The organism is Paenibacillus sp. ClWae2A (genome assembly GCF_032452295.1).
GTDB lineage: Bacteria > Bacillota > Bacilli > Paenibacillales > Paenibacillaceae > Paenibacillus.
Genome location: NZ_JAULSQ010000004.1, coordinates 295543 through 318301, shown reverse-complemented (window position 1 = coordinate 318301; position 22759 = coordinate 295543). Strand labels below are relative to the sequence as shown.

17 protein-coding genes are annotated in these 22759 nt (G+C 46.3%); all 17 read right to left on the bottom strand.

Going from position 1 to position 22759, the window contains the following annotated elements:
- Positions 1–18: 18 nt before the first annotated feature.
- Positions 19–3978, bottom strand: coding sequence for an S-layer homology domain-containing protein (locus QVE09_RS16030; protein WP_315937578.1), 3960 nt, complete (start codon positions 3976–3978; stop codon positions 19–21).
- Between the two features lie 164 nt (positions 3979–4142).
- Positions 4143–5270 carry a glycosyltransferase family 4 protein gene (locus tag QVE09_RS16025; protein ID WP_315937577.1) on the bottom strand — a complete coding sequence of 376 codons (1128 nt, stop codon included), beginning with the start codon at positions 5268–5270 and terminating at the stop codon, positions 4143–4145.
- A gap of 374 nt (positions 5271–5644) precedes the next feature.
- Positions 5645–6406: a WecB/TagA/CpsF family glycosyltransferase gene (locus QVE09_RS16020; protein ID WP_315937576.1), complete on the bottom strand. Its 762-nt coding sequence runs from the start codon at positions 6404–6406 to the stop codon at positions 5645–5647.
- Between the two features lie 7 nt (positions 6407–6413).
- Complete coding sequence (gene csaB, locus QVE09_RS16015; RefSeq protein WP_315937575.1) at positions 6414–7595, bottom strand: polysaccharide pyruvyl transferase CsaB; 1182 nt, start codon at positions 7593–7595, stop codon at positions 6414–6416.
- Positions 7571–9592: a DUF5693 family protein gene (locus QVE09_RS16010; protein ID WP_315937574.1), complete on the bottom strand. Its 2022-nt coding sequence runs from the start codon at positions 9590–9592 to the stop codon at positions 7571–7573. Before QVE09_RS16010 ends, csaB begins: the two co-directional genes overlap by 25 nt.
- A 217-nt stretch (positions 9593–9809) precedes the next feature.
- Positions 9810–11531 (bottom strand): phospho-sugar mutase, encoded by a 1722-nt coding sequence (locus QVE09_RS16005; RefSeq protein ID WP_315937573.1) that lies wholly within the window; start codon positions 11529–11531, stop codon positions 9810–9812.
- Positions 11532–11642: 111 nt separating this feature from the next.
- Complete coding sequence (fabZ, locus tag QVE09_RS16000) at positions 11643–12074, bottom strand: 3-hydroxyacyl-ACP dehydratase FabZ (RefSeq protein WP_036613058.1); 432 nt, start codon at positions 12072–12074, stop codon at positions 11643–11645.
- 487 nt (positions 12075–12561) lie between these two features.
- Positions 12562–12786: a DNA-directed RNA polymerase subunit beta gene (locus tag QVE09_RS15995; protein WP_315937572.1), complete on the bottom strand. Its 225-nt coding sequence runs from the start codon at positions 12784–12786 to the stop codon at positions 12562–12564.
- Between the two features lie 12 nt (positions 12787–12798).
- Positions 12799–13638 (bottom strand): flagellar hook-basal body protein, encoded by an 840-nt coding sequence (locus tag QVE09_RS15990; RefSeq protein ID WP_249912666.1) that lies wholly within the window; start codon positions 13636–13638, stop codon positions 12799–12801.
- Between the two features lie 416 nt (positions 13639–14054).
- Positions 14055–14939, bottom strand: a complete 885-nt coding sequence (locus QVE09_RS15985) for a flagellar hook-basal body protein (protein WP_315937571.1) — start codon at positions 14937–14939, stop codon at positions 14055–14057.
- A 103-nt stretch (positions 14940–15042) separates the two neighbouring features.
- A complete protein-coding gene (gene mreB / locus QVE09_RS15980; protein WP_253441322.1) occupies positions 15043–16041 on the bottom strand; it encodes a rod shape-determining protein in 999 nt (332 codons plus the stop codon).
- 219 nt (positions 16042–16260) lie between these two features.
- A complete protein-coding gene (spoIIID, locus tag QVE09_RS15975) occupies positions 16261–16548 on the bottom strand; it encodes a sporulation transcriptional regulator SpoIIID (protein ID WP_024632710.1) in 288 nt (95 codons plus the stop codon).
- Between the two features lie 171 nt (positions 16549–16719).
- A complete protein-coding gene (locus tag QVE09_RS15970) occupies positions 16720–17460 on the bottom strand; it encodes a M23 family metallopeptidase (RefSeq protein WP_315937570.1) in 741 nt (246 codons plus the stop codon).
- Between the two features lie 348 nt (positions 17461–17808).
- Positions 17809–19149 carry a stage II sporulation protein D gene (spoIID, locus tag QVE09_RS15965; protein WP_315937569.1) on the bottom strand — a complete coding sequence of 447 codons (1341 nt, stop codon included), beginning with the start codon at positions 19147–19149 and terminating at the stop codon, positions 17809–17811.
- A 468-nt stretch (positions 19150–19617) separates the two neighbouring features.
- Positions 19618–20964: a UDP-N-acetylglucosamine 1-carboxyvinyltransferase gene (gene murA / locus QVE09_RS15960; protein WP_082762960.1), complete on the bottom strand. Its 1347-nt coding sequence runs from the start codon at positions 20962–20964 to the stop codon at positions 19618–19620.
- 522 nt (positions 20965–21486) lie between these two features.
- Positions 21487–21744, bottom strand: a complete 258-nt coding sequence (locus QVE09_RS15955) for a DUF1146 family protein (protein WP_017691941.1) — start codon at positions 21742–21744, stop codon at positions 21487–21489.
- Between the two features lie 607 nt (positions 21745–22351).
- The gene (locus QVE09_RS15950; RefSeq protein WP_091036299.1) at positions 22352–22756 is read right to left on the bottom strand and encodes a F0F1 ATP synthase subunit epsilon; all 405 of its coding nucleotides are present in this window, start codon (positions 22754–22756) and stop codon (positions 22352–22354) included.
- Positions 22757–22759: the final 3 nt, after the last annotated feature.

Below are 22759 nucleotides of genomic sequence, written 5' to 3'. Positions count from 1 at the left end.
TTCCATGTATCAAATGAATTAACTCAAGGTTTTAGGGAATAGACCTGTACTTTTCTTAAGCAGCTCTACAGCAATTTTAGCAGCTTCAGCACGAGTCATATTGCCTTTTGGATTGAATTGGAATTGTGCTTTCTTAGATCCAGCTACTGTAACCGGACTTCCATCCATAATTTTGGCTTTGGTTACAGCTTGTATAGCTGGTCGTGCATAATATTCGATTGAACCAGAATCCAAAAATGACTTACCTAATGCTTGCGACAGTTTGTCGTCATTAGCAGCCAGTTTAGCATTCATGGCGCGGGCAATCATTACCGCCGCATCTTCTCTTGATATTGGTAACTGTGGCTGGAAGAAGCCGTCACTGCGTCCCGTAATGATACCTACACGTGCTGCAGTTTCAATAGCTTCATAGTTCCAAATCTCCGCTCCCGTACCTTTTCCTACATCACTGAAGGTCTGCTGTGTTGGCGTTGTAATTGGAATATTCATGCCTTTTACCAGCAACGTTGCGAACTCACCACGAGTTATACGATCATCTGCACCAAACGAATTACTCTTCAATGGCTTCATCAGACCTTTGGCATACATGGCATTAAGGTAGTTTCTTGCCCAAGGGTGATTAGTAATGTCCGCATAGCTTTTGCTCTGTTTCATTACTTTATAATATCCAAATTCATCGAATGGGACTGTAATGGTATGTTTCTTCGTATCCACCTTGCCGCCAATTGGAACCCATGTCCCTGTTTTGGTTTTATCGGAAAGACGGAATACCGTAATTGTAGCACCAACATCATCCACAATAGACGGATCATAGTTCAAAATTAATGATCCTCGACTAGACGGTGTGAGAATACGCTCAGAAGCGAATGTAGAGAAGATCCCTTCCATACTGTAAGGAGTGAGACCATCCGTCCCTGGTTTATAGCTGCTATCACTTTTGCTACCCAGTTCACCGACTCCACCATTAATCCAGTAAATATCTGAGATTAAGGTAAAGTCACCTGTGTCCAATGAAGATGCGAAATTCCCTGAGACAGCAAGCGGTATTTCAATTTTCGGCTTATTCTCTCCACCAATCTCGGTGTCATAACCATAATCATTGATCTTCTCTACAATCCCTTTTTTCGGTTCCGCAATACCAAACAACAGTTTGTTATTTGGATAAAACTTTGTTACACCGATTGAGTTTTGAGATTGTAACACAGTTCCTTTCGGGAAAGACAACTGCAAGTTTTTATTAAACGCCGTATATTTATTGGCAACCTTCGGAGCCATATACTCCGAATTTGTCGTTACTGCACTTGTATAGTAAATAGAGATCGTATCATTAATTTTCCCGCCTGGACGGGTAATTTCAATCTTCACTTTATTCTCTTTATCCGCCTTAAGATCTACATAATCAAGCACAAAACGATTGTTTAAGTCTGTACGTTTCTCAGCGATGTCTTTACCAATCTTCACTTGAGTTGCGCCTTCTGCTTCAATATCGAAGCGGACAAAGTTTTTATTAACAACGATCTGATCACCCACTGTAGGCTGTGGAGCTAATATCCGATAAGATGCAGGCTCACGCACGATCTCGATTCTTTGAATAGAACGAGCCCCTGTGCTGTTAATTAACTCAAGTGTATACACTTGTGTACCAGGCGCATCAAATTTCAAGCCGCGAATCCGGCCAATAAATGCATCTTGATTACCCGCAAAGTCTGACCCTGTATAATCAGCCGTTTCGCCAGTATCTTTACTCTGAAGCACATTATCACTATTCAATGTTTGGCTGAAAATGACTTTTGATCCAAAGCTCAGATTTACATTCTGGGCCCCAGCACCTCTGAATACCAGATCAAACTCTTTTTCACTCGTTACATATTTTTCATCTTTAAAGATAAAATCAGGAGTCACCGCAAAAATTCTGCTTAGCTTCTCTTGTGTGTAATTGCTAACTATCGAATTATCAAAAGACTCTCTGCTTGTTGGAATACGCGTTGGCATAAATGTAGATATGGTTGAATGATAAGTATCGATCACATTGATTTTCAGAACCGTTGTAATTGTTTTGGGCCTTCCGCCCCCATCATCAACTACAGCGCGAAGTTCAATCGTATTTTCTCCATAGTATATTGGACCATTCCGCTTGATCGGTAAGCTGAATTTGAATTTCTGAGTTTTTGGAAATTCGATTACAGGAATAGGTGTTGGAGGCTCAACATCTAAAGTATCCCCCGTCACCAGTCCTGTGGCAGTCGTTGCAGTCAATTGACCATTCACAATCATCTCTGCTTTCAATGCAGTCAGATCTTTGAAGCCAAGCAATTCTCCCTCTACACTCACGTATTGCTTCCCTGCAGAGGAGTCGAACTCATAAGTTTCTCCTGTTTGCAAGCTTCCAACATAGATCGAACTGATCGTTGCATAGGTAACTTCAACGATTTTAGACAACTCAGGCTCTGGCGTATCACTGAAGGAGAAGCGAAGTTGCTGCTTACCACTTGCAAGACCATTAATTTCATACACTTGTTGTTTATCAGTTAATCCTGAGACATTCGTAACTTCTGTCATATCCACCGTCTTAAGCCCTGATGGCAGATAAGCTCCTTTAAGAACAGGCCTTGGTATCTTATCAAGTGAGCTACTCGATTCTACGAGAATATACAGTTTATCCTCTTGTAGTGTCGCGCCGTTAAGCGGTACTTTGGACGTAATTGCAGATCCTGGTTTGAAGTTAGGCAGGTAGTACAGGTTCGTGATGTCTTGTGAACCAGGCGAGTATAAATAGCTGGTTGTATATTCTGCACTGAATGCGCCTTGAGCCACCCTTACAGTAAGCGATTGATTCTTACCTGCAGTCAGGTTGTATACATCATTAGAAGTAAATGATACCATACGATATCTTACAGATCTTCCGTCAGGACCTGTAATCAACTTCTCATCATTAGCACCAATATTAACGGTGTAGGGTTGTCCTTGAACTGTTACTACACCTTCATCAGCGAATTTACCACTGCCTTCAACATAAGGAATCAATACTTGTCCAGACAATGTTGCTGTGGTTTGATTTGGATCCGTAAATGTTGACTTTTCGTCCCTGCTCAGTACGGATTTAGTTTCAGTTCCAATCTTCACCTTAAGATCTACAAATGGCTTTGTTTTATCAAAATAATACACGATACGTTCTGTTTCAATACCGTTAGGCTGACCTTCAATTTTAAACTTCAGAATGTTTTCCCCCGGCAACAACTTAATTTGTGATGCGAAGAAGCTGCCATCTGAAGTAACTGGTGGATCAATAGGTTCTGCACCATTAACCGAGAGCGAAACCTGCGTTGCGTTTTTAACTGTACCTTGGAAATCAACACGCTCTGTATCCACTACCGTCTCTGTTCCCTCATTCAAGTTGTAGCTTACACCACCGCCTGGAACAGTTCGATCTGTATATAATACAAAGTTCTCAATATAAGGAGCCGGATCATACATCACATAGAAACTATCGGAGCTTTCTACAGAGCTGTTACCTTGTGTTCCGATAAACGTGATCTTGTTAAATCCTGAAAACAATGCAACATCATTTGCTGTAAATCGATTACTTCCACTATCCGTAATAGCTGTTGTTACTGTACGGGTCTCGTCCGGAGTCCATGTCTTAAGGGTTCCTTGTTCGACTAATTTCAACTGTTCAACTTTTACCTTCAGACTTGTCCCACTCACCATGGCGAATGTACCTGTAATTGTCAGCGCTGAGGTAGGGCTCTTGTATACCTTATCACGGGTTAGGAAATTGGAGTTATCCTTACCTTGAGTAGAATCAAAAACAAGTGAGAGTCTGGAACTTTCTCGAATTGTTTGATCCGAGGGCGTGAAGTATGTGGAAAATGCGTCAGCTGCCGAAGCAACGGAACCACCGAATAGACCTTGTGGGAACAATGAGAACACCATGGTGACCAACATCATCCAGACCAACGGCCGTTTCTTTTGTTGCATTAAATATCATCTCTCCTCTTTTAAGTCAGTTACCTTTATATATCGGCAAAAGGTTCCAATTATTTAGTAAAAACCTCAAAATAAACAAAAAACCTTATCCACAAGGAATAAGGTTGGGTCTGGAATAATATTCAAGAATAGCTATAACCATTACATTTATCTATTTATGATTTCGAACGAGTTTCTGGGCTCATCTTGACGCGCATGCGCATCAGGAAGTTAATAACCGGTCTTCTCGTTTTGCTAACAAGTCCGATGACTTCTGCTCCCACCTGAAGGAAGAACATCATGATACAGATGACCACAAACGTTACCCAGTTCGCTTCAAACATGGCAGCGGAAGATTGGATAATCGCCAGAACTCCGAAGAATGCGGCAATTCCATAAATGATCAGCACCGTCTGACGGTGACTGAATCCAAGTTCACGCAAGCAGTGATGCAGGTGACCTTTGTCCGGTGCGAAAATCGGTTTCCGTTGTACCGCACGACGGATAATCGCGAAGAAGGTATCCGAGAGCGGCACACCGATAATGATCAGCGGGGTAATAAAGGACACGATAGCAATTTGTTTGAATCCCAGCATGGACAGCATCGCCAGAGAGAAACCAAGGAATAGTGATCCGGTATCCCCCATGAAGATCTTGGCCGGGTGGAAGTTGAAGAATAGGAATCCGATAATACTACCCAGCAATACAAGACACATCAAGGCAATCATCATGTTACCCATGAGGAAGGACATCACGGCAATGGTACCAATTGCAATACCAGATACACCGGCAGCCAGACCATCCAGACCATCAATCAGGTTAATCGCATTGGTTACACCAACGATCCATAAGATTGTCAGCGGAATGGATACCCAAGCTTCGAGTGAAGAATAGGAATCCTGAAAAGGAATGTTAACGAAATCTACCCGGATATTAAATCCGAATACAACGACAGAAGCAGCCACGATCTGACCAAGCAACTTCACTTTGGCTGACAGTTCAAACCGATCATCGAGTGCTCCGATCAGTACGATAATGGTTCCACCAATCAGAAACGCGCTGACAAAACTCATATCACGAGTCGTGAACCATGCCGATACAAACGGAAGCAATGCAGCAACTGTAATAATAAAGGCTAGGAATATCCCCAGACCACCAAGACGTGGCATGATCCGCGTGTGTACTTTACGTGCATTCGGCGTATCCATTGCGCCAATGCGGACTGCGAACTTTTTGACAAGTGGTGTCAGGGCAAGAGCCAGTCCCATTGACACGATAAATCCAATGATAAAGATCGCTACCATTTGAACATTCGACCCCCAATTATAATACCTGTACGAAATTATAAATCCCCTGATCTCTTTTTATATATAAAAATTATTTGTTAGTCACTTTTGATGAAAAATTCTGTTACACGATAACGGAGAGTGCAAGGAAAACCTAGAGAAGTGTAACGTTCGCATTTATCGCCGGATTTCATCCTTTGGAAAAGGATAAAAGGAAATCTGGGGATAACGGCGATCGACAGGTTGCCTTGCAATCGTAGTGCCAAGTGTAACGCTTCTGTTTTCATGGAGTGGCACACATGTAATCCGGAATGAATTATACGCTCATCACACCCGAAAAGCCATCCTCAATTTCTAGCAAAAACACTCATTTATCTCGCAATTACCTGTTTTTAACGGACTTTCGTCACGTTTTCTTTGTCACGCATCACCTTAACAGCGAATTTCGGAAGCGCAAGCATCCGGCCAGCCCGGCTTGGTTCACGCAATAAACGATAGAACCACTCCAGTCTTAACTTTTGGAACAGCATAGGCGCACGTTTCGTTTTACCGGAAATCACATCAAAGCTGCCGCCAACGCCCATGGTTACGGGAACCTGTAGTGCATCTTTGTGTTTGTGAATCCACGGTTCTTGGGTGTCTGCCCCACGTGCTACAAACAACAGATCAGGTGCAGCTTCCCGTATGGAAGTGACAACCTGTTCATCCTCAGCCGGACCAAAATAACCGTCGCGATAACCCACAATTCGAATCGCCGGATATTGCTGTTGTAACCGAACTGCCGTTTCTTGAATCACCTCAGGGGTGGAACCAAGCAGATATACGCCCCATCGATAGTTTTCTCCAACACGCAGCAATTCATGTAAAAGCTCAAAACCCGGCACTCGCTCAGCTACAGGATCTCCACAATAGTTTGCAGCCCATACGACACCCGTTCCATCAGGAACAATCAATTCCGCAGCTTGCATGACTTCCATGATTGCGGGATTTTCCAATGCGGCCATAACCATAATTGGGTTGGCTGTAATGACCTGATGTGGTGTCTGCTTGGACAGCACAGCTTCCTGGAGAACCTTCACCGTTTCTTTCATCGTCAGTTTGGAAAAAGGAATGCCGTAGATCGAAACGGTAGGTATTGATCCGGTCTGACTCATCTTTATCTCATCCTTTGCGGCCTAAATAGTTAATAATCTGCTGTGCAGGCACTCTGGCTTCCTGCTTCAGTTGGGTGATGCCTTCTTCATGTTCCTTCAACCACTGTGAACGTTGATCCAGCAGTCCAACGACAGTCTTCGCGAGTTTGTCGCCATCGAGTGTATCCGTATTGCCTGCTGGTTCACTATCCAGACGAAGCAGGAATTGATCAATTTTCGGATCATACGAGATACCCACCGGAGGCACATATTGCGAAGCTGCATAGATCAGACTGTGCAGACGCATACCGATGACAAGATCACACTTGCTGACTTCCTCCAGCATAAGCTGAGGGTCGGTCAGATCTTCTGTGATGCTAATCTCGCTACCTTTGCTGGTCACATCACCGAGCATTTCCGTAAGGAATCGTGATGCCTGTTCATCCACTGGCATATGAAATGGTAGAAAACGCAAGTGCACGGCTCTTTTGGAGCACAGCTTTCTCAATCCGGCGGCAATAGCCGTAAGTTCCTTTCGGTCTGACTCCCAGAAACGTACCGATACGCCGATCACAGGAAGCTTGGTATGTCCTCCAGTTGAAGGTTCCACTCGATTAGCTTGAGTAGCAGCATTTGCTGAGACAGCACCTGCGCCCCTCTCAACTTTTGTTTCAGGTAATGGCAAACCCATTACGGGGTCGGGTACAACATGGATCTGATTCCACTGTAGCCCGAGCCCACGCAGGTAGTCTGCAGATTGTTCATCCCGAACGGATACATAGGTGCAGGCCTTGAAGACCGATTTGATCATCGGATTAAAAATTTTACGATTCACAGGGCCAATCCCCTGTGCATAAATAAACGTTGGTTTTTTCAGCCACTGGGCCAGCTTGATTACACCCAGATAATAAGGAATGGATTTCAGTCCAGTTGCATCCTGCAATAGACTTCCTCCGCCACTGATTAACCCGTCGCTCTTCTTGAGTGCTTCACGGACTTCCTTCAATTTCATACGATGCACAGAGCGTACACCGTACATGGCGGTTGTCGACTCGGGATCACCCGAGAGAACAATAGGTTCAATCGTTATGTTCGACCTTTGGCTTTCCTCTTCCAGCGCTGTCAAAATCGACTTTAGCACCGCTTCGTCCCCGCTATTGCGGAATCCGTAATACCCCGAGATGACTAACTTTTGAGAAGTGGTGACCATTTTTTCCAACATCCTTCCGCTACTTGCCACACACCCACAGCAATGATACCGAAGATTAAGCCAAGTCCCAATCCCATCACTCCACGAATGAGTGACAATACAGCCGGCGTATGGATATGCGCGAACGTATCCACCATGGACAACTGTCCAATCGCTGCAATAATGAGCACAAAGATGACTTTACGATATTTTAAAGCGGCGAACACGCCAACGATAAACAGCGGGTGTCCCAGCATAAATTCTTTGAATCTCGGTCGTACACCGAACGTATCTTCCAACACAACACGAAGGAACATCTCGAATGGTGTAACCGAACCCGAGTTGCCTGTACGACTCAAATAGTAATATCCAACAACGGCAGCAACAAGACCAAGTACCACCATTACAACGGTAATCGGTGTACGAAGAATATTCTTAATTTGTTTAATAGAGAACGATCCCGAACCACGATAAAACACAATGTAGATCGCTACCAGTGCCATAGGTGCAAAGTGCAACAGACTGACGCCGCGGAACTGGTTAATCACCAGACTGTACGTAATACTGTTAAGCAACGCGATGACAAATGGTACTGCCAGGAATGACAGAATCGAAGTTCTTACATATAAAACTAATGTCTGTTTCAAACGGCGACCCGCAGATGCGTCTGGTTGACGCTGTTGCTGATAGTTTACTGTACGAACGGCCAGCACCATTGCTATAGTCGGCGCGGAGATTGCCACAAGCAAGGCGATTCCTTGCTCCAGCAGCGTTGGTTTCAAGAGGAACAATCCTGCACTGCCCACCAAAGCAATCACAAATGCGATCAAGGTCAGTAGTGGGATAAAATAAGAAACCATAAGTGCAATCATGGCAATTGCACCAACAAGAGCAACCAGCTTGGCATAACGCTGAATCGAAGAATCCTTAACTGTAAATGCCTCAGCTTGTCCTAGTTCGAATCCATGCTTCGCCATGCGTTCTACCGCATGACCCGGCTCACCTAAGCTATTGATCAGATTCTCTATTGGATCTGTAATCATGGCCTTTGCTGTATTCCGACTTGGCGATGCATTCATATAGAGCATACGAATGTTACGATCCTTGGTTGCGAGAACAAAACGGTCAGCAATTGTGTCTACGTCCAGATTGGCATCTCCATCACTGAGCGAGTACAGACGCGTAACGTTGTAATCCGTTTTATAAGCAAGGGTCTGGAATCCAGACTGCGGTTTCTTCAAGTTCTCGATGGCTGCAAGACCAATATTGTGCTTGTTCAGCAACTGTGCAAATTGGTCGAGACTTTTCATCTCTGCATTATCATTGTACCCTTTCACAGCATCACCATCAAACAAGATGCGCTTTACGCCATTCTCTTCGAAGAAGGTAAGCAAGCGCTCCATCGATTCCTGGCTGTATGGCACACTGTCCGAGATCCGCGGCAAAATGTAGAAACCTTTATCACGCAGCATCTTCACGGCAACCGGATCGGGCTGCAAAGGCTGCATGTTGGCATTCTCCGGAGGAGTCTGCAATATTAAGCCGCTACGACCTTCATATTCCCAAGGTACTACCGGAATCTGCCGATCAGCGAACGTTTGTTCAATAATAGGGGTATACGTCTGTGCGTTTTCCTCTGATGTAAATAACACATACGTGTAATTTGCATTAGAAGGGATCACATCTTTGGTCAAGTTTGCGAGATCCTGGCCATTATATACCATGAGTCGGCGTGTCTTTCTCAGCTCGTCCAATGTACTTTCGAACACAGCCATCGTTGTTACGCCTGCGTCTTTTAGACGAGTCAATTGTTCATTCATGAAATCTTGCGGATGTGCCTGATACGCGGAAATATCCAGCAGACCCCGATAGTTAAAAACAAGTTCTACCTTTTTGGCAGAAGATTCTGTCTGCACCCGATCACTGATTACAGGGATGGACGCAACCAGACCGATAATAACGACGAGCCACAACCACTTCCGAGAAGCGTTATTCCAATAAAGCCATTTTTGACGCACTACATGTACCTCCTCAAGTGTTGGAACCAAATGCACGTTCATCTCAAGTAATTCGTTCATTTAACATTCATACAATAGGTTACAAACAGCTTGTGTCAACAAGCCCTCTTATATGCTAGATCCATCTACACTTTTATTTCAAAGAAAAACCCCTCCGCCAACCAACCTTACGGTGCGGAGAGGCCTTCTCATGTCCTTGCTCATTGTTGCATTCGTATTATTGTGCGTCTACACGCGACATCACTGCAGTCACCAGACGCTCGATCCGGCTTTCCGCATCTTCCAAATTCTCTCCACGTACGGCGAAGTATACTTTGATCTTAGGTTCTGTTCCTGAAGGGCGCAAGCAGAACCATGAACCGTCTGCCAAAATGAACTTCAGTACGTTCTCCTTCGGAAGACCGTCCAGACCAAGGGAGTAGTCCAGTACATCTTGTACTGCAATTCCCGCTACTTCTTGTGGCGGATTGGAACGCCAGTCCGTCATTTTGGATTGAATCTGAGCTACGCCGTCTTTGCCTTTCAGCGTACGGGACTCCAGCTTCTCCAAGAAGTATCCGAATTGGTTGTACAACTCCTGCAAGACATCATACAACGTCTTGCCTTGACTCTTATAATACGCAGCTGCTTCAGCAATCAGCATCGAGGCAAGGACAGCATCCTTGTCACGGGCATAGTTGCCTGAAAGGTAGCCATAACTCTCTTCATATCCGAACAAGAATGTATGACTGCCTGTTGCTTCGAACTGGTTCATTTTTTCACCGATATATTTGAAGCCTGTCAGTGTGTTCATCACTTCTGCACCGTAATGTTCAGCAATGACAGCACCCATCTCACTTGTTACAATCGTTTTGACAACTGCACCATTGCTTGGCAGTGTACCTGTCTCTTGTAGGCGACTGAGCAGGTAATGTACCATAATCGCACCAGACTGGTTACCAGACAAGACGAAATATTTGCCATCGTTGTCTTTCACGACAGCACCCATACGGTCTGCATCCGGATCTGTACCGATCAGAATATCAGCGCCCACGGATTCTCCCAGCTTCATTGCAAGCGTAAACGCTTCGCGTTCTTCCGGGTTAGGGGATTTCACGGTCGAGAACTCAGCATTCGGCTGTTCCTGTTCAGCTACAATGTGCACTTGCTCGAATCCGATCTGCTCCAGTACGCGACGTACTGGGATGTTGCCTGTTCCGTGCAGCGGTGTGTAAACGATTTTGAAATCACGACCAATGCCTGATTGAATCAGTTCGCGACTCAGACTGCGGCTTGCTACTGTATCTACAAACGCTTGATCTTGGTCTTCACCCAACCAGATCAGTAGCCCTTGAGCTTCTGCTTCTTCTTGCGTCAGTTTCTTCACGTCAGCAAGGGAAGGCACTTCCTGGATGTACTGAATGACTTTTTCCGCTTCATCCGGTACCAATTGACCGCCTTCATGATTGTAGACTTTGTAGCCGTTATATTCCGGTGGGTTATGGCTCGCTGTTACAACGATCCCACCAGTTGCCTTCTGATGACGCACTGCAAATGACAACTCAGGAGTTGAACGCAGGGATGGGAACAGCTTGGCTACAATGCCGTTTCCAGCCAGTACAAGCGCAGCATCCAGTGTGAATTCAGGTGAGAAATGACGGGAATCATGAGCAATGACAACAGAAGGTTTGCCTTCTTGGTCACCATGCTGCTCAAGCAAATAACGCGCAAATCCTTGCGTTGCCCGACCTACGGTGTAACGGTTCATCCGGTTGCTTCCCGCACCGATGACCCCACGCAATCCCCCTGTACCAAACTCCAGATTTCTGTAAAAACGTTCCTCCAGCTCTTTCGGCTGATCCTGCAAGTCACGAAGCTCCTGTTTCGTTGCTTCATCAATCGAAGCATCCTCCAACCATTGCTGCAACGTCTCTGCTGCTGCTGTGCTTAACTGTTCCATTCCAATAAACCCCTTCCGTCTATATAAATTCAGGTGTGCTGAGTTACTTCAGCATCTTGCATCATTCGGTCCGTCTACGTTCCTGCATGATGTCAATGCTCACATATGTAATCAGCTTGGGTCAGACAGTGCAAACATGATCTCGCCTTCAGCGACCACTTTGTCGTTCACTCGGGCAGTTGCTTTACCTTTACCAATCGAACCCTTCAGACGTGTAATCTCCACTTCCAGAATCAACGTATCTCCGGGCACAACTTGTCCACGGAATCGGAAGTTGTCCAGTCCCGCCAAAAAGCCGATTTTGCCTTTGTTGCCTTCCAAATTCAGAATAGCTACTGCACCAACCTGAGCCAGCGCTTCTGTAATCAGTACACCCGGCATTACCGGATACTCTGGGAAATGACCAATGAAGAAAGGTTCGTTAATGGTTACGTTCTTCAAACCAACGGCACGTTTGCCATCCTCAATCTCTAGAATCTTGTCCACCAGCAAAAACGGGGGACGGTGCGGGATGATTTCTTGAATCTGTTTGATATCGAGCACAGTGTAATCTCCTCTCAGAATGTTTATATGAGCATTCTTCATCATGGATTTTTCATGTGCGCATAGGTGACCGTTACGGTTACGGATCGTTCTTTCGATCGCTGTTGTTTCCTAATGTTTCTGAACTATTTTTCAGATGGATAACATTAGGAAACAAAGGCGAGCGCTTCGCTTCTTTCGAACGATTCCGTTCCCTTCACTGACTTCAGTGCGGACATGGAAAACCTCATTATGATCAATCGAACCTCATATAAAAGGTTTTTAATTTTTAAATTTTGTATGGAAAGCATATTTTGGGTTAACACTAGTTATATCCTTCATGACTGCAGTAGTGAAGGTTAAGATAAGGGGTCTCTCTTCGCGATGACGAATGTCTTTCGCAGGGGAGGCCTCTTTTGTGACGTCAAACGTCATCCATCATTATACTGTTTTCAACGTCAAAAAGAAAACTCCTGCCTGCGCAGGAGTTTTCGCTTAACTCGTTACATTATGGAGCGAACACCAGATTATATACATGTTCCCATGTACTCCATTGCCATACGGAACCGATATCCTGTTTGCCCAGTACCACATATCCAGCTACCATTCCGCCAGCGAGGGCAAGAACAAGCAGGACCGGGATCAGGAACCATCTTGCGATGCGCCATCCACTCTTCTTCTTCTTGACTTCCTTTTTCTCTGGCTTACTGTTCTGCTGCTGTGTTTCTGTCATCACATTCACCTTTTACGCTCTCATATTGTTGGCAAGACCCAACATGGAATCACTTGAAGTTAGCGCCTTTGCCGCCAACTGATATGTCCGCTGTCCTTGCATAAGCAAAGACATCTCCTGTGTCAGATCCACATTGGATTGCTCCAGAAATCCTGGACGGATCAAGGCAGCCGCTTGACGTGTAGCTGCATTAGCGCCAAACACATCATCCTCAGTTAATCCCGCATCCAGACCAAACAGGTTATCCGCATACTGTACCAGCCCCTCAGGGCGTTCAATGTCTACCACTTGCAGCTGTGCTCCAATGGTTGCGTTTGCCTCATTACCGCGTCGGATTAACAGGTTGCCATTTTCATCAAAAGCAACTTTGCTATTATTCGGTGCCGTAATACGATTGCCTTGACGATCCAGGGCAAAGTGGCCTTCGCCATTGACCATCACCATCATATCTGGTGCATTTGGATTAGCTTTTGGTCTTGTATCAGGTACAAAATGAAATGCACCCTGACGTGTCCACATTTTCTCCCCATTTGCTTCAACCGCAAACATGGCATTTCCCTCGATGGCCAGATCGGTCGGAAGGCCTGTCTCGTTCAAGGGGCCTTGAGACATATCCTTCGTCACATCCGCCAAACGAGCACCAAAACCGAGGTTATATCCCATCGGTGTGGAGCGTCCATCCAGTTTGTACTTGTCCGGTTGTTGTTGAACCCGGGTCAGCACATCCTCGAATGCCGCTTGCTTGCTCTTATAGCCTGCCGTATTCACGTTGGCAATATTATCGGAAATGACATCCAGACGCTGCTGTATCGCAGTCATGGAAACCTTGGCACTAATCATGGAATTATTCATTGGTGGTATACCCTCCCTTGTGTCCTGTCCACCCTCCCAAACCCTCCCTAGTAGGGAGGGCCCCAGATGGCGCTGCCCTCTGGACTCCCGAAACAGGCGGATTAGGTAAGTGGGGTACGATCTTGCTAAGTGGCGGTGGTGTGTGCGCGCCGCGACTGCCGTGCTATGATTCCCGCCATAGTTTCACATGGCTGAATCATAACCCGGCACACTCTTTATGCGGCGTGTAGCTCCGCGGGGTCTCTCCCTGCTTTGCTCCGCAAAGGACTGTTGAGACCGTCGCTTCGCTCAGGTACTGCTACTCAATCCTCGCATAGGCTCGGTTGCGCTTGGTTTGCGCTTCGCTTGAGCCTCTCTACTTTGCTGCGCAAAGGGAGTTTGGCTCTCCGCTGCGCGGTTATATTTAAACGTCGGCGTTATACACGCCCGACTTCATTGACGGCTTTATCCAGACTGCGGTCGTAGAATTGTACGACCTTCTGGTTCGCTTCATACGCACGGTATGCAGCGTTCATATCAACCGTTGCCTGTGAAGCATCGACATTCGAGCCTTCCAGGTAGCCTTGACGGATCTGCACATTATCACCGGCAGCCATCATCCGGGACGTTGCCCCGTTTGCATCGCTGAGACTGAAATTGCCATTACCTTGACGAACCAGTTGATTCGGCTGGTCAACGACACTAATGCCAAGAGTAACCCCTGTTGGTGCACCCGTTGCTGCATCTACCAAACGTCCTTGCTCATCCACTTTAAATTGCTCCACAGAACCTGTCAACACTACAGGTTGTCCATTATTATCCAACACTTGTGAACCTGTTGAACTCAGCAATTGTCCCGTTCCAGTGATCTCGAAGTGACCATCGCGTGTATATCCGGTGTTACCTTCTGCATCCTGAACTGTAAAATACGCCTGAGGCTGGTAAGTCACCGTACCGTCGGCCCGTACAAATTTGCCTGATGCGTCAAACGGGACAGGTTGTCCAGTCTGCGGATCATTGACCGTCATATTGGATGAAATGGAAAAATCATTTTTCTGCCCAGTCTCCATAATGGTCCCCTGCAAATTCATGGACAAACTCTCTTCCGCGAACACCCCCGTGTTCAGCTTGCCCAGCCGCTTTGTCGGGAGATTTGCATCTCCGCCTACCAAGGTAATGAGCATTTCCGGGAAGGAACGGCTTACGCTGTTCACCTGTTTGTATCCCGTGGTGTTCATATTTACGATATTCTGTGTTGCTGTGTCATGGCGGCGTTGTTGCGTAATCATTCCCGCAGTAGCGGTGTACAGACCTCTTAACATGAATTAACCCCTCTCCTCAAGCGCTTTGTCCTGCATCGCAGGTTGGCTGCTTGTCCGTTCTGCTTTCCGAGCATGGCGAACCTTTGCTTTTTATATCGGCAGATTAGAACTTTTTCTTAACTACTTGATCCAAATTATTAAGCATTATGCCTGTCCCCTTCACGACACAGTGCATTGGATCTTCCGCAACCCATACCGGTACATGCAATTCATTGGACAAAAGCTCGTCCAGTCCGTTCAGCAATGCACCTCCGCCAGTCAATACAACACCACGGTCGATAATGTCCGCTGACAATTCAGGCGGTGTACGTTCCAATACCGACTTCGCTGCCACGATGATGGATTGCACGGAATCCCAGAGTGCTTCCTGTACTTCATTTCCCGATACCGTTACGGTAACAGGCAGACCGGATACCATATCACGTCCGCGAATGTCCATCTCCGTTTGACGTCCACCCGGATGTACGGAACCAATCGCAATTTTGATATCTTCAGCGGTCCGTTCACCGATCATGAGCTTGTACTTGGCTTTGATAAACTTGATAATGGCTTCGTCGAACTTGTCCCCTGCGACTTTAATAGAAGAGGCGGTGACCACGTCGCCCATAGACAGGACTGCAACGTCAGTCGTACCGCCGCCGATATCCACGACCATATTGCCGCTCGGCTGAAAAATATCCATTCCCGCACCGATCGCTGCCGCTTTCGGCTCTTCTTCCAGAAACACTTCTTTGGCACCGCTGCGTTCTGCCGCCTCACGGATGGCCTTCTGCTCCACGGAAGTAATGTTCGTTGGTGCACAGATCAAAATTCGAGGGTGGCTGTACCAGCTTCTTGCACCCACACGATTAATGAAATGTCTGAGCATCGCTTCTGTAATCTCGAAGTCCGCAATAACGCCGTCACGCAGCGGTCTAATGGCAACAATGTTACCTGGAGTACGCCCCACCATACGACGCGCTTCTTCCCCAACAGCAAGGACACGCTTCGTATCTCTTTCAATGGTCACGACGGAAGGTTCATCGAGGACAACCCCACTTCCTTTCACGTGAATAAGCACGTTGGCCGTGCCAAGATCAATACCGATATCCTTGCTAAACATAAAAGAGCCCCCAAAGTGATATTATTTGGTCAGCGTATCCTGTGAAAAAGAGTCCCTTATCACGTCACCGCTCGTTCGACAAAGTGCAACATATATATGTAAAAATCGGGCTGATAAGATGTCATAATTCGATCCTGTACCAGCTTTTAACATATCATACTTCAGGGGAGGGATTCAATGCATGTGTGAGCTTTTTGGCCCACGTCTTTGTGAAGATGCTTACGATTTGGCGGAAGCCAACACCTCACGTTTCTTACCACTCGTTTTTTTGTATTTAATTTTGGTCGCTTCACCGCCCCGCAAATGGCGGATGGACTTGTGGTACTCCAAAATGTGTTTCACCTGGTCAGCAAGATCAGGGTTGATTTCCGGCAGACGCTCCGTCAGATCCTTATGCACAGTACTCTTTGACACGCCGAATTCCTTGGCTATGGTACGGACCGTATTCCTCGTCTCAACAATGCAGCGACCAATTTTGATGGTCCGTTCCTTGATGTAATCGTGCACGCTCCCGCCTCCCTACTGTGTGGATAGTTTGGTACATTATATGAGGAGCATGCCTATATATTCGCGGTTTAGAGGTGTGACAAGCTTCGAAGGTCCCATTATTTTCTGAAAAGCACAAAAAGAGCAGAGGTTCACCCCCTCTGCCCATCATGTTCCTGCGGTAAAAATCATTTATTTTTCCGGAAGATATCCTTGCGGGTTAACTGGCTGTCCGTCTTCGTACACTTCAAAGTGAAGGTGGTTACCAAGCGTTTTACCCAATTCATTGACGCCAGCGGATGCAATCGCATCTCCCTGTTTCACTTCGTCGTCCTGTTTCACTTTGACGTCTGCCAAGCTTTGGTATACCGTCTTCAGGTTATCGCTGTGTGTGATTTCCACAACCTGACCTGTGAGCGGGTTTTGTTCAACCCGGGTAACTTTACCGGCAAGTGCTGCTTTGACTTCAAACGTTTTGTTATCCCCACGTGCCAGATCCACGCCTGTGTTCGGGATGAATGTATCATTGTACTGCACCATTGCCGCTTCATGTTCCTCGGTTGAAGCTTCGCTATCATAGAAAGGTTTCACGACCGAAATTTCGGACGGTACCGCTACCGGCCATACAAAATTCTCCGACTTTGCAACAACTTCCACACTTTCTTCTTCTCCGCCTGCTGCTGTTCCTTCTGTACCCGCCGATGCGCCTGTTTCTACTACCCCGCTAGCAGGGTCCGAGTTCAGCGTTTTGTCGCCTGTGCCCTGATAGACCCACACTAAGGTTAGTATAATGCCTGCTGCTGCGATGTAGGCTGCCGGGAAGACCCAGCGTTTGGACATTGCTCTTTTCCATGAAGAGGGCTGGCTAGCCGGTACTCCTTGAGTTGTTTTAGGAGTTTCTTCTTGGACTGTTTTTTTGTTTTGTTCATTCATCTTGATCACCTCAGTAACAAGTGTTACCGGGTGCAACTCTTTTATACACGCGCGACTCTAATTATTTTCACAGAGGTTTCAGAGAGTGCTATATAGGGTGGAGATGAGTGTTAGTTCGTGCGCCGCTTCGGGGCCAGAAAACCTTTCGACCGGCTGGTTATCCCCGGATTTCCTGATTATATTCTCCCAAGGGAGAAATCCGGTGATAAAGGCGGACGCTTTGCTTCTACAGGTCTTTTCTGTCCCCTGCGCTCCCCATACGCTAGCACTTTCCTCATATATAGCCGAATCTCGAAAGCTCCGGAATGGGTGGTTGGTAGACTGGTCCGGATTGGCTGTACTACTCTCCTACTTCGATGCGAGCATCTTGGATGCCTGTCCAAATGAGATGCCGGTATAGTAGTGTTTGAGAATCTGGGTGGCCGTGTGTCCCTCCTGCGCCATGCCGTTTGCTCCCCATTGGCTCATGCCAACCCCATGCCCGTACCCGTACGTTGTAATCTGGACCTCGTCACCTGTGGTCTTCCAACTGAACTGGCTGGATCTTAATCCAAGCAGTTTGCGAACCTCGGGACCGCTAAATGTTTCACCTGCGATCTGCATTTCCTTAATCCGATGCCCTTTGGTTGTAGACAATACTTCCATCCACGAACCACCCTTCTGGGCGGTAACCGGAATGGCATCCAGGTTCAACTTCTGCAGAATCTCATTACGCTTCATGGTGACGGTCTGCTTGAATCCTGGTGCCAGATTTTTGTCCCACGGACTGTCTACACTTTGCAGATACGGCACAGCGTTCCCCCATACATCCTCCGCATTCTCGGTATACCCGTTACTTGTGGAAAAAAAGGATGCGGTGATTGCCTTGCCCTGATATGTCATCACCGTATCTCGACTTTCGCGTACAGCCTGTTGCAGTTTCTCCCATTCCTTCGCCTTTCCTAGACGCGTCCAATCCGCTTTCACCTGATCTGGCGGAATAAACACCTGATGGCTGACTGTATCCGTCACATCCGCAGTACCCGATGGAACACCGCTTGTATCACTCGCAGCAAGTCTTCTCACGATAAATGTGCGAGCTGCTATCGCCTGCGCCTTTAACGCCTCCAGTCTGAATTCCGCCGGCATCTCAGCTGCCACAACCCCGGTAACATAGTCTTCCAGTGGCAGATTCATCGTTGTGCCCGTTGCAGACAGGTATACGCGTACTTTGGGTTCAGGGTAAGTAACAGGAACGGCTGGCGCAGGAGCTGGGGTTCTTGTACTGCTTGCATCTGTTGGAGCAGGGATCGGTTTTGGTGATTCGGTTGTCCGCGGCCATACCAGAATGACCGGAATCAGTAACGCCATTGCCAATAAAGCAGATGCAGCGGCAGCAGGTTGCCATCGTGTCGTGTTGCGTCCCCATCGGGGCTTTCGTCCAAACGTCCGCATTCGGCGACGCTTCACACGGCGGAACTGGTCCAGCTCAATAACAGGTATATGAATGTGCTCGGTTGTCTGTCGGTTCGGCTCATCTGTCGACACCCGTCCTGGATTGAATAATCTTGCAGGCTGTGATGGAACAGTCCTGAGGTTCAATGGGGCAGGCTTGTCTTTTTCCACTCCAGAAACGGTAGTTCCCTCTTGCTCTTGCATACCTGGACGAGGGACAAGGGGTACCTTTACCTGTACACGAGCTTCTTTCATTCGAATATAACCCTCCGTTATCTATGGCCGGTCATGTGCCGGTCGTGTTGTTCAAATCCATAGTTTAGGTTATGAGCTGGCTTGATCTGATAGAACCTGATTTAAGAGAAACGAGACCCTTTTCGTTCTGTTCAATTTCCTGTTTTCTTTTGCTATGTACATCTTAGAAACGTTGATCTGTCGCTATATACGAGTATTCATCTTGCAACGAGCCCCTATATAAACTACGCTCTTTCATTTGGCTCAGAATGGTAAAGAATACGATGTTATGCTATACAAGTTAGGACCAGCTATTAATAGAATCAGGTATCAAATATCTCGTTGTCTTCTTAAAAGTAAACACAAAAAAAGCCAAGCCAGATGGCTTAGCTTTATCATTTTTTACAATATACGTTCCATCGTATTCACAATCCACACAACTGTGTGACTCATAATAGGGGGACCATATTTTTTCTATTCAATCCAGTGCTAAGCCAGAGTCGGTTGCACCTTAAACATCGGTACTTCTTTCTCCACTTTTTCACTAGGTGCTTTGGTTGCTTCCAGCTTAGGCTCATCAACCGAGATCCGATAGATGTCAGCGCCAAGTCCGTTAAGTTTCTCAGCGAGATGTACATAGCCACGGTCGATGTGATGAACACCGCCCACTTCCGTTGTACCTTCAGCAACAAGACCTGCAATAATGAGTGCGGCACCCGCACGCAAATCGGTAGCCGTTACTTTGGCACCCTTCAGTTTGGCATTACCTGTGATGATGGACGAACGTCCTTCAACTTTGATCTCCGCATTCATCAATTGGAACTCATCCACATGCATGAATCGGTTTTCAAAAACAGTCTCTGTCACAACACTTGTTCCTTCAGATGCGAGCAAGAGTGCCATCATCTGGGATTGCATATCTGTCGGGAATCCTGGGTATGGTAATGTTTTCACATCCACAGCCTTAAGAGGACGATCTGCGATTACACGCACGCCATTCTCATCCGGTTGGATTGTTACACCCATCTCTTCAAGCTTCGCGATAACGGAGCCTAAATGATCAGAGATTGCACCTTCAATGTACACGTCGCCACCAGAAATTGCAGCAGCAGCCATATACGTACCAGCTTCTACCCGATCCGGAATAACAGTGTGTGTAACGCCTGTCAGTTTCTCCACACCTTCAATGCGGATCACTCCAGTACCAGCACCACGTACGATGGCACCCATTCCATTCAGGAAGTTGGCAAGATCCACAATCTCAGGTTCTTTCGCCGCGTTCTCCAGAACAGTTACACCTTCGGCCAATGTTGCAGCCATCATAATATTTTGAGTGGCACCTACGGAAGCCACATCCAGATAAATTTTCGCGCCACGCAACCGTCCTTGGCTACGAGCTTCGATATAACCTTGGCCCAAGCTGATCTCTGCGCCCATGGCTTCAAAACCTTTCAAATGCTGATCAATAGGCCGTGTACCGATGGCACATCCACCAGGAAGTGAGATTCTTGTATGACCCATTCGAGTCAACAAAGGCCCCATGACCAGGAAAGACGCCCGCATTTTACTTACCCATTCATACGGGGCTTCACAGGAAGTAAGTTTCTCCGCATTTACGGTAATCACTTCGTCCCGGTATGTAACTCCCGCTCCCAGCGATTCCAACACCTTGTTAATCGTCATCACATCGTCTAGAGGAGGCGCGTCAATAATAACGCTTTGTCCTTCTTCCCCTAAGAGAGAGGCAGCGATGATCGGAAGAACAGAATTTTTAGCGCCGCTAACTTTGACACTTCCGGTCAACCTTTTGCCACCGCGGACGATAAATTTGCTCATCATGGTTCCCTCCGCGCTTTTATTCCCTTTTCTTCATTCCGGAATACGTAAGCCCCACTATGATAAAAAGGACTGTTGCTGTGTGTGGAATTTCGACATATTCTGGCATATTGCCACAGATGTCTGTTCAGAAAAGAATTGGTTTTTATAATCCATATCAATAATACCATGTGCCGTGCATCTTGCTATTCAGCATGTAAAAATCAGTGTCTTACAAGCCAACAGAGCATCAGAACAGACAGAGTGGGATGGTTATTAGCCGGCATGAACCGGATATCCCGTTTATAACTACAGAATAAGTGAACAATTGTGAATTCCCTAACTTCCATCATAACATTGTTGAATTGTACGATACAAGCATTTTTACATAAAACATCTCAAATTCATCCAATTTTATGTCACATTTTTTTCTTAATTTCTTTACAGACAACTCATACTCTAATTGTTAACACAATTAATCGATGTTATTCGACAATGAGCAGCTTGAAGAACCTAACAGATGATTAACCAACCATCTCAACATTAAAACAAATTACGCAACATTTGAGTCCAGGACAAGTAGTCAATGACAAAGCCAGCAACGGCATGCCCCAAAATGATGGCGAGCAACAAATGCAACAGTCTTCCCTGAGCACCTCGTGGTTGCCTGATGATTAAATCCAGTTTGAGATTTGTCAAAGCCCACCAAGACAACGCTATACATAACAGGGAGACGATGATTGAGACCAAGCCATTGGTGCTTAACGCCTGATTCACCTGATTCGTCAGATCAGTATCCATATATTCTTTACCTCCACATTTGTTGCAGCGATCAGCATATCATATGCCCGACACCCATAACTTGTTAGTATACTGGAATGTCTTGAGCACAACATACTGAGCGTACTGTCAGATTTACTCCTGCCAGGCAGGAATCTCCTGATGCCCAATCACCGAGCAGCAACAATGCGGCTGTGCATGACTATGGAATCTACTACGCAGCTTCCTGCTTCTGCTGACTCTATGGAATATAGGCTCTTTCATCATACATTGTCAATTACATTGATTTCCACTTCTAAAATATTTTAATTTTAAAATGCCGGGATTTTGTGACTAAAACGACATAAAAGAGCGCTATTTCGATATCGATTCTGTCATTTCCTCGGAAATAATTTAAATTTATTCATGAAAAAAATGGTTCTCTTAGTGGTAAATGCGTCCACTACTTTAGTCCTACATTCTATTCAAATCCTCATAATCGGTGAATATTTTGCTTCAAATACTTCTGTTTACTGAAGGGATATGATGGAATTTGTGGTCAGCCATTTTGATATATTCGATAAAACAATTCTATCAAACAAACTCAAAAAAGCCCGGCAGACTAAGCCGCCGGGCTTCCAAGAATCGTTTATTTGCCGAACACATTAATCCGGTTAACCGCTTTTTGCAGCGCAATCTCTGCACGACGGTGATCAAAGTGGTCTTGATTGCTTTGGCTTGCAAGCCGACGTTCTGCCCGCTCTTTCGCCGCACGCGCACGATCCACATCAATGTTTTCCGGGAATTCAGCACTCTCTGCGAGTACAACAACCTTATCTTTACGTACTTCGATAAACCCGCCACCGATAGCAACTCGTTTATTTTCTTTTCCGTTATGGATATAGATCGGTGCAATCTGCAAAGGTGTAACCATAGGAATATGACCTGGCAGAATGCCCAGTTCCCCTTCAATACCACGAGCCGTAATGCTATTCACCTGTTCTGAATAGACCAAACGCTCGGGTGTTACAATCTCCAACAAAAAGGTGCTCAATTC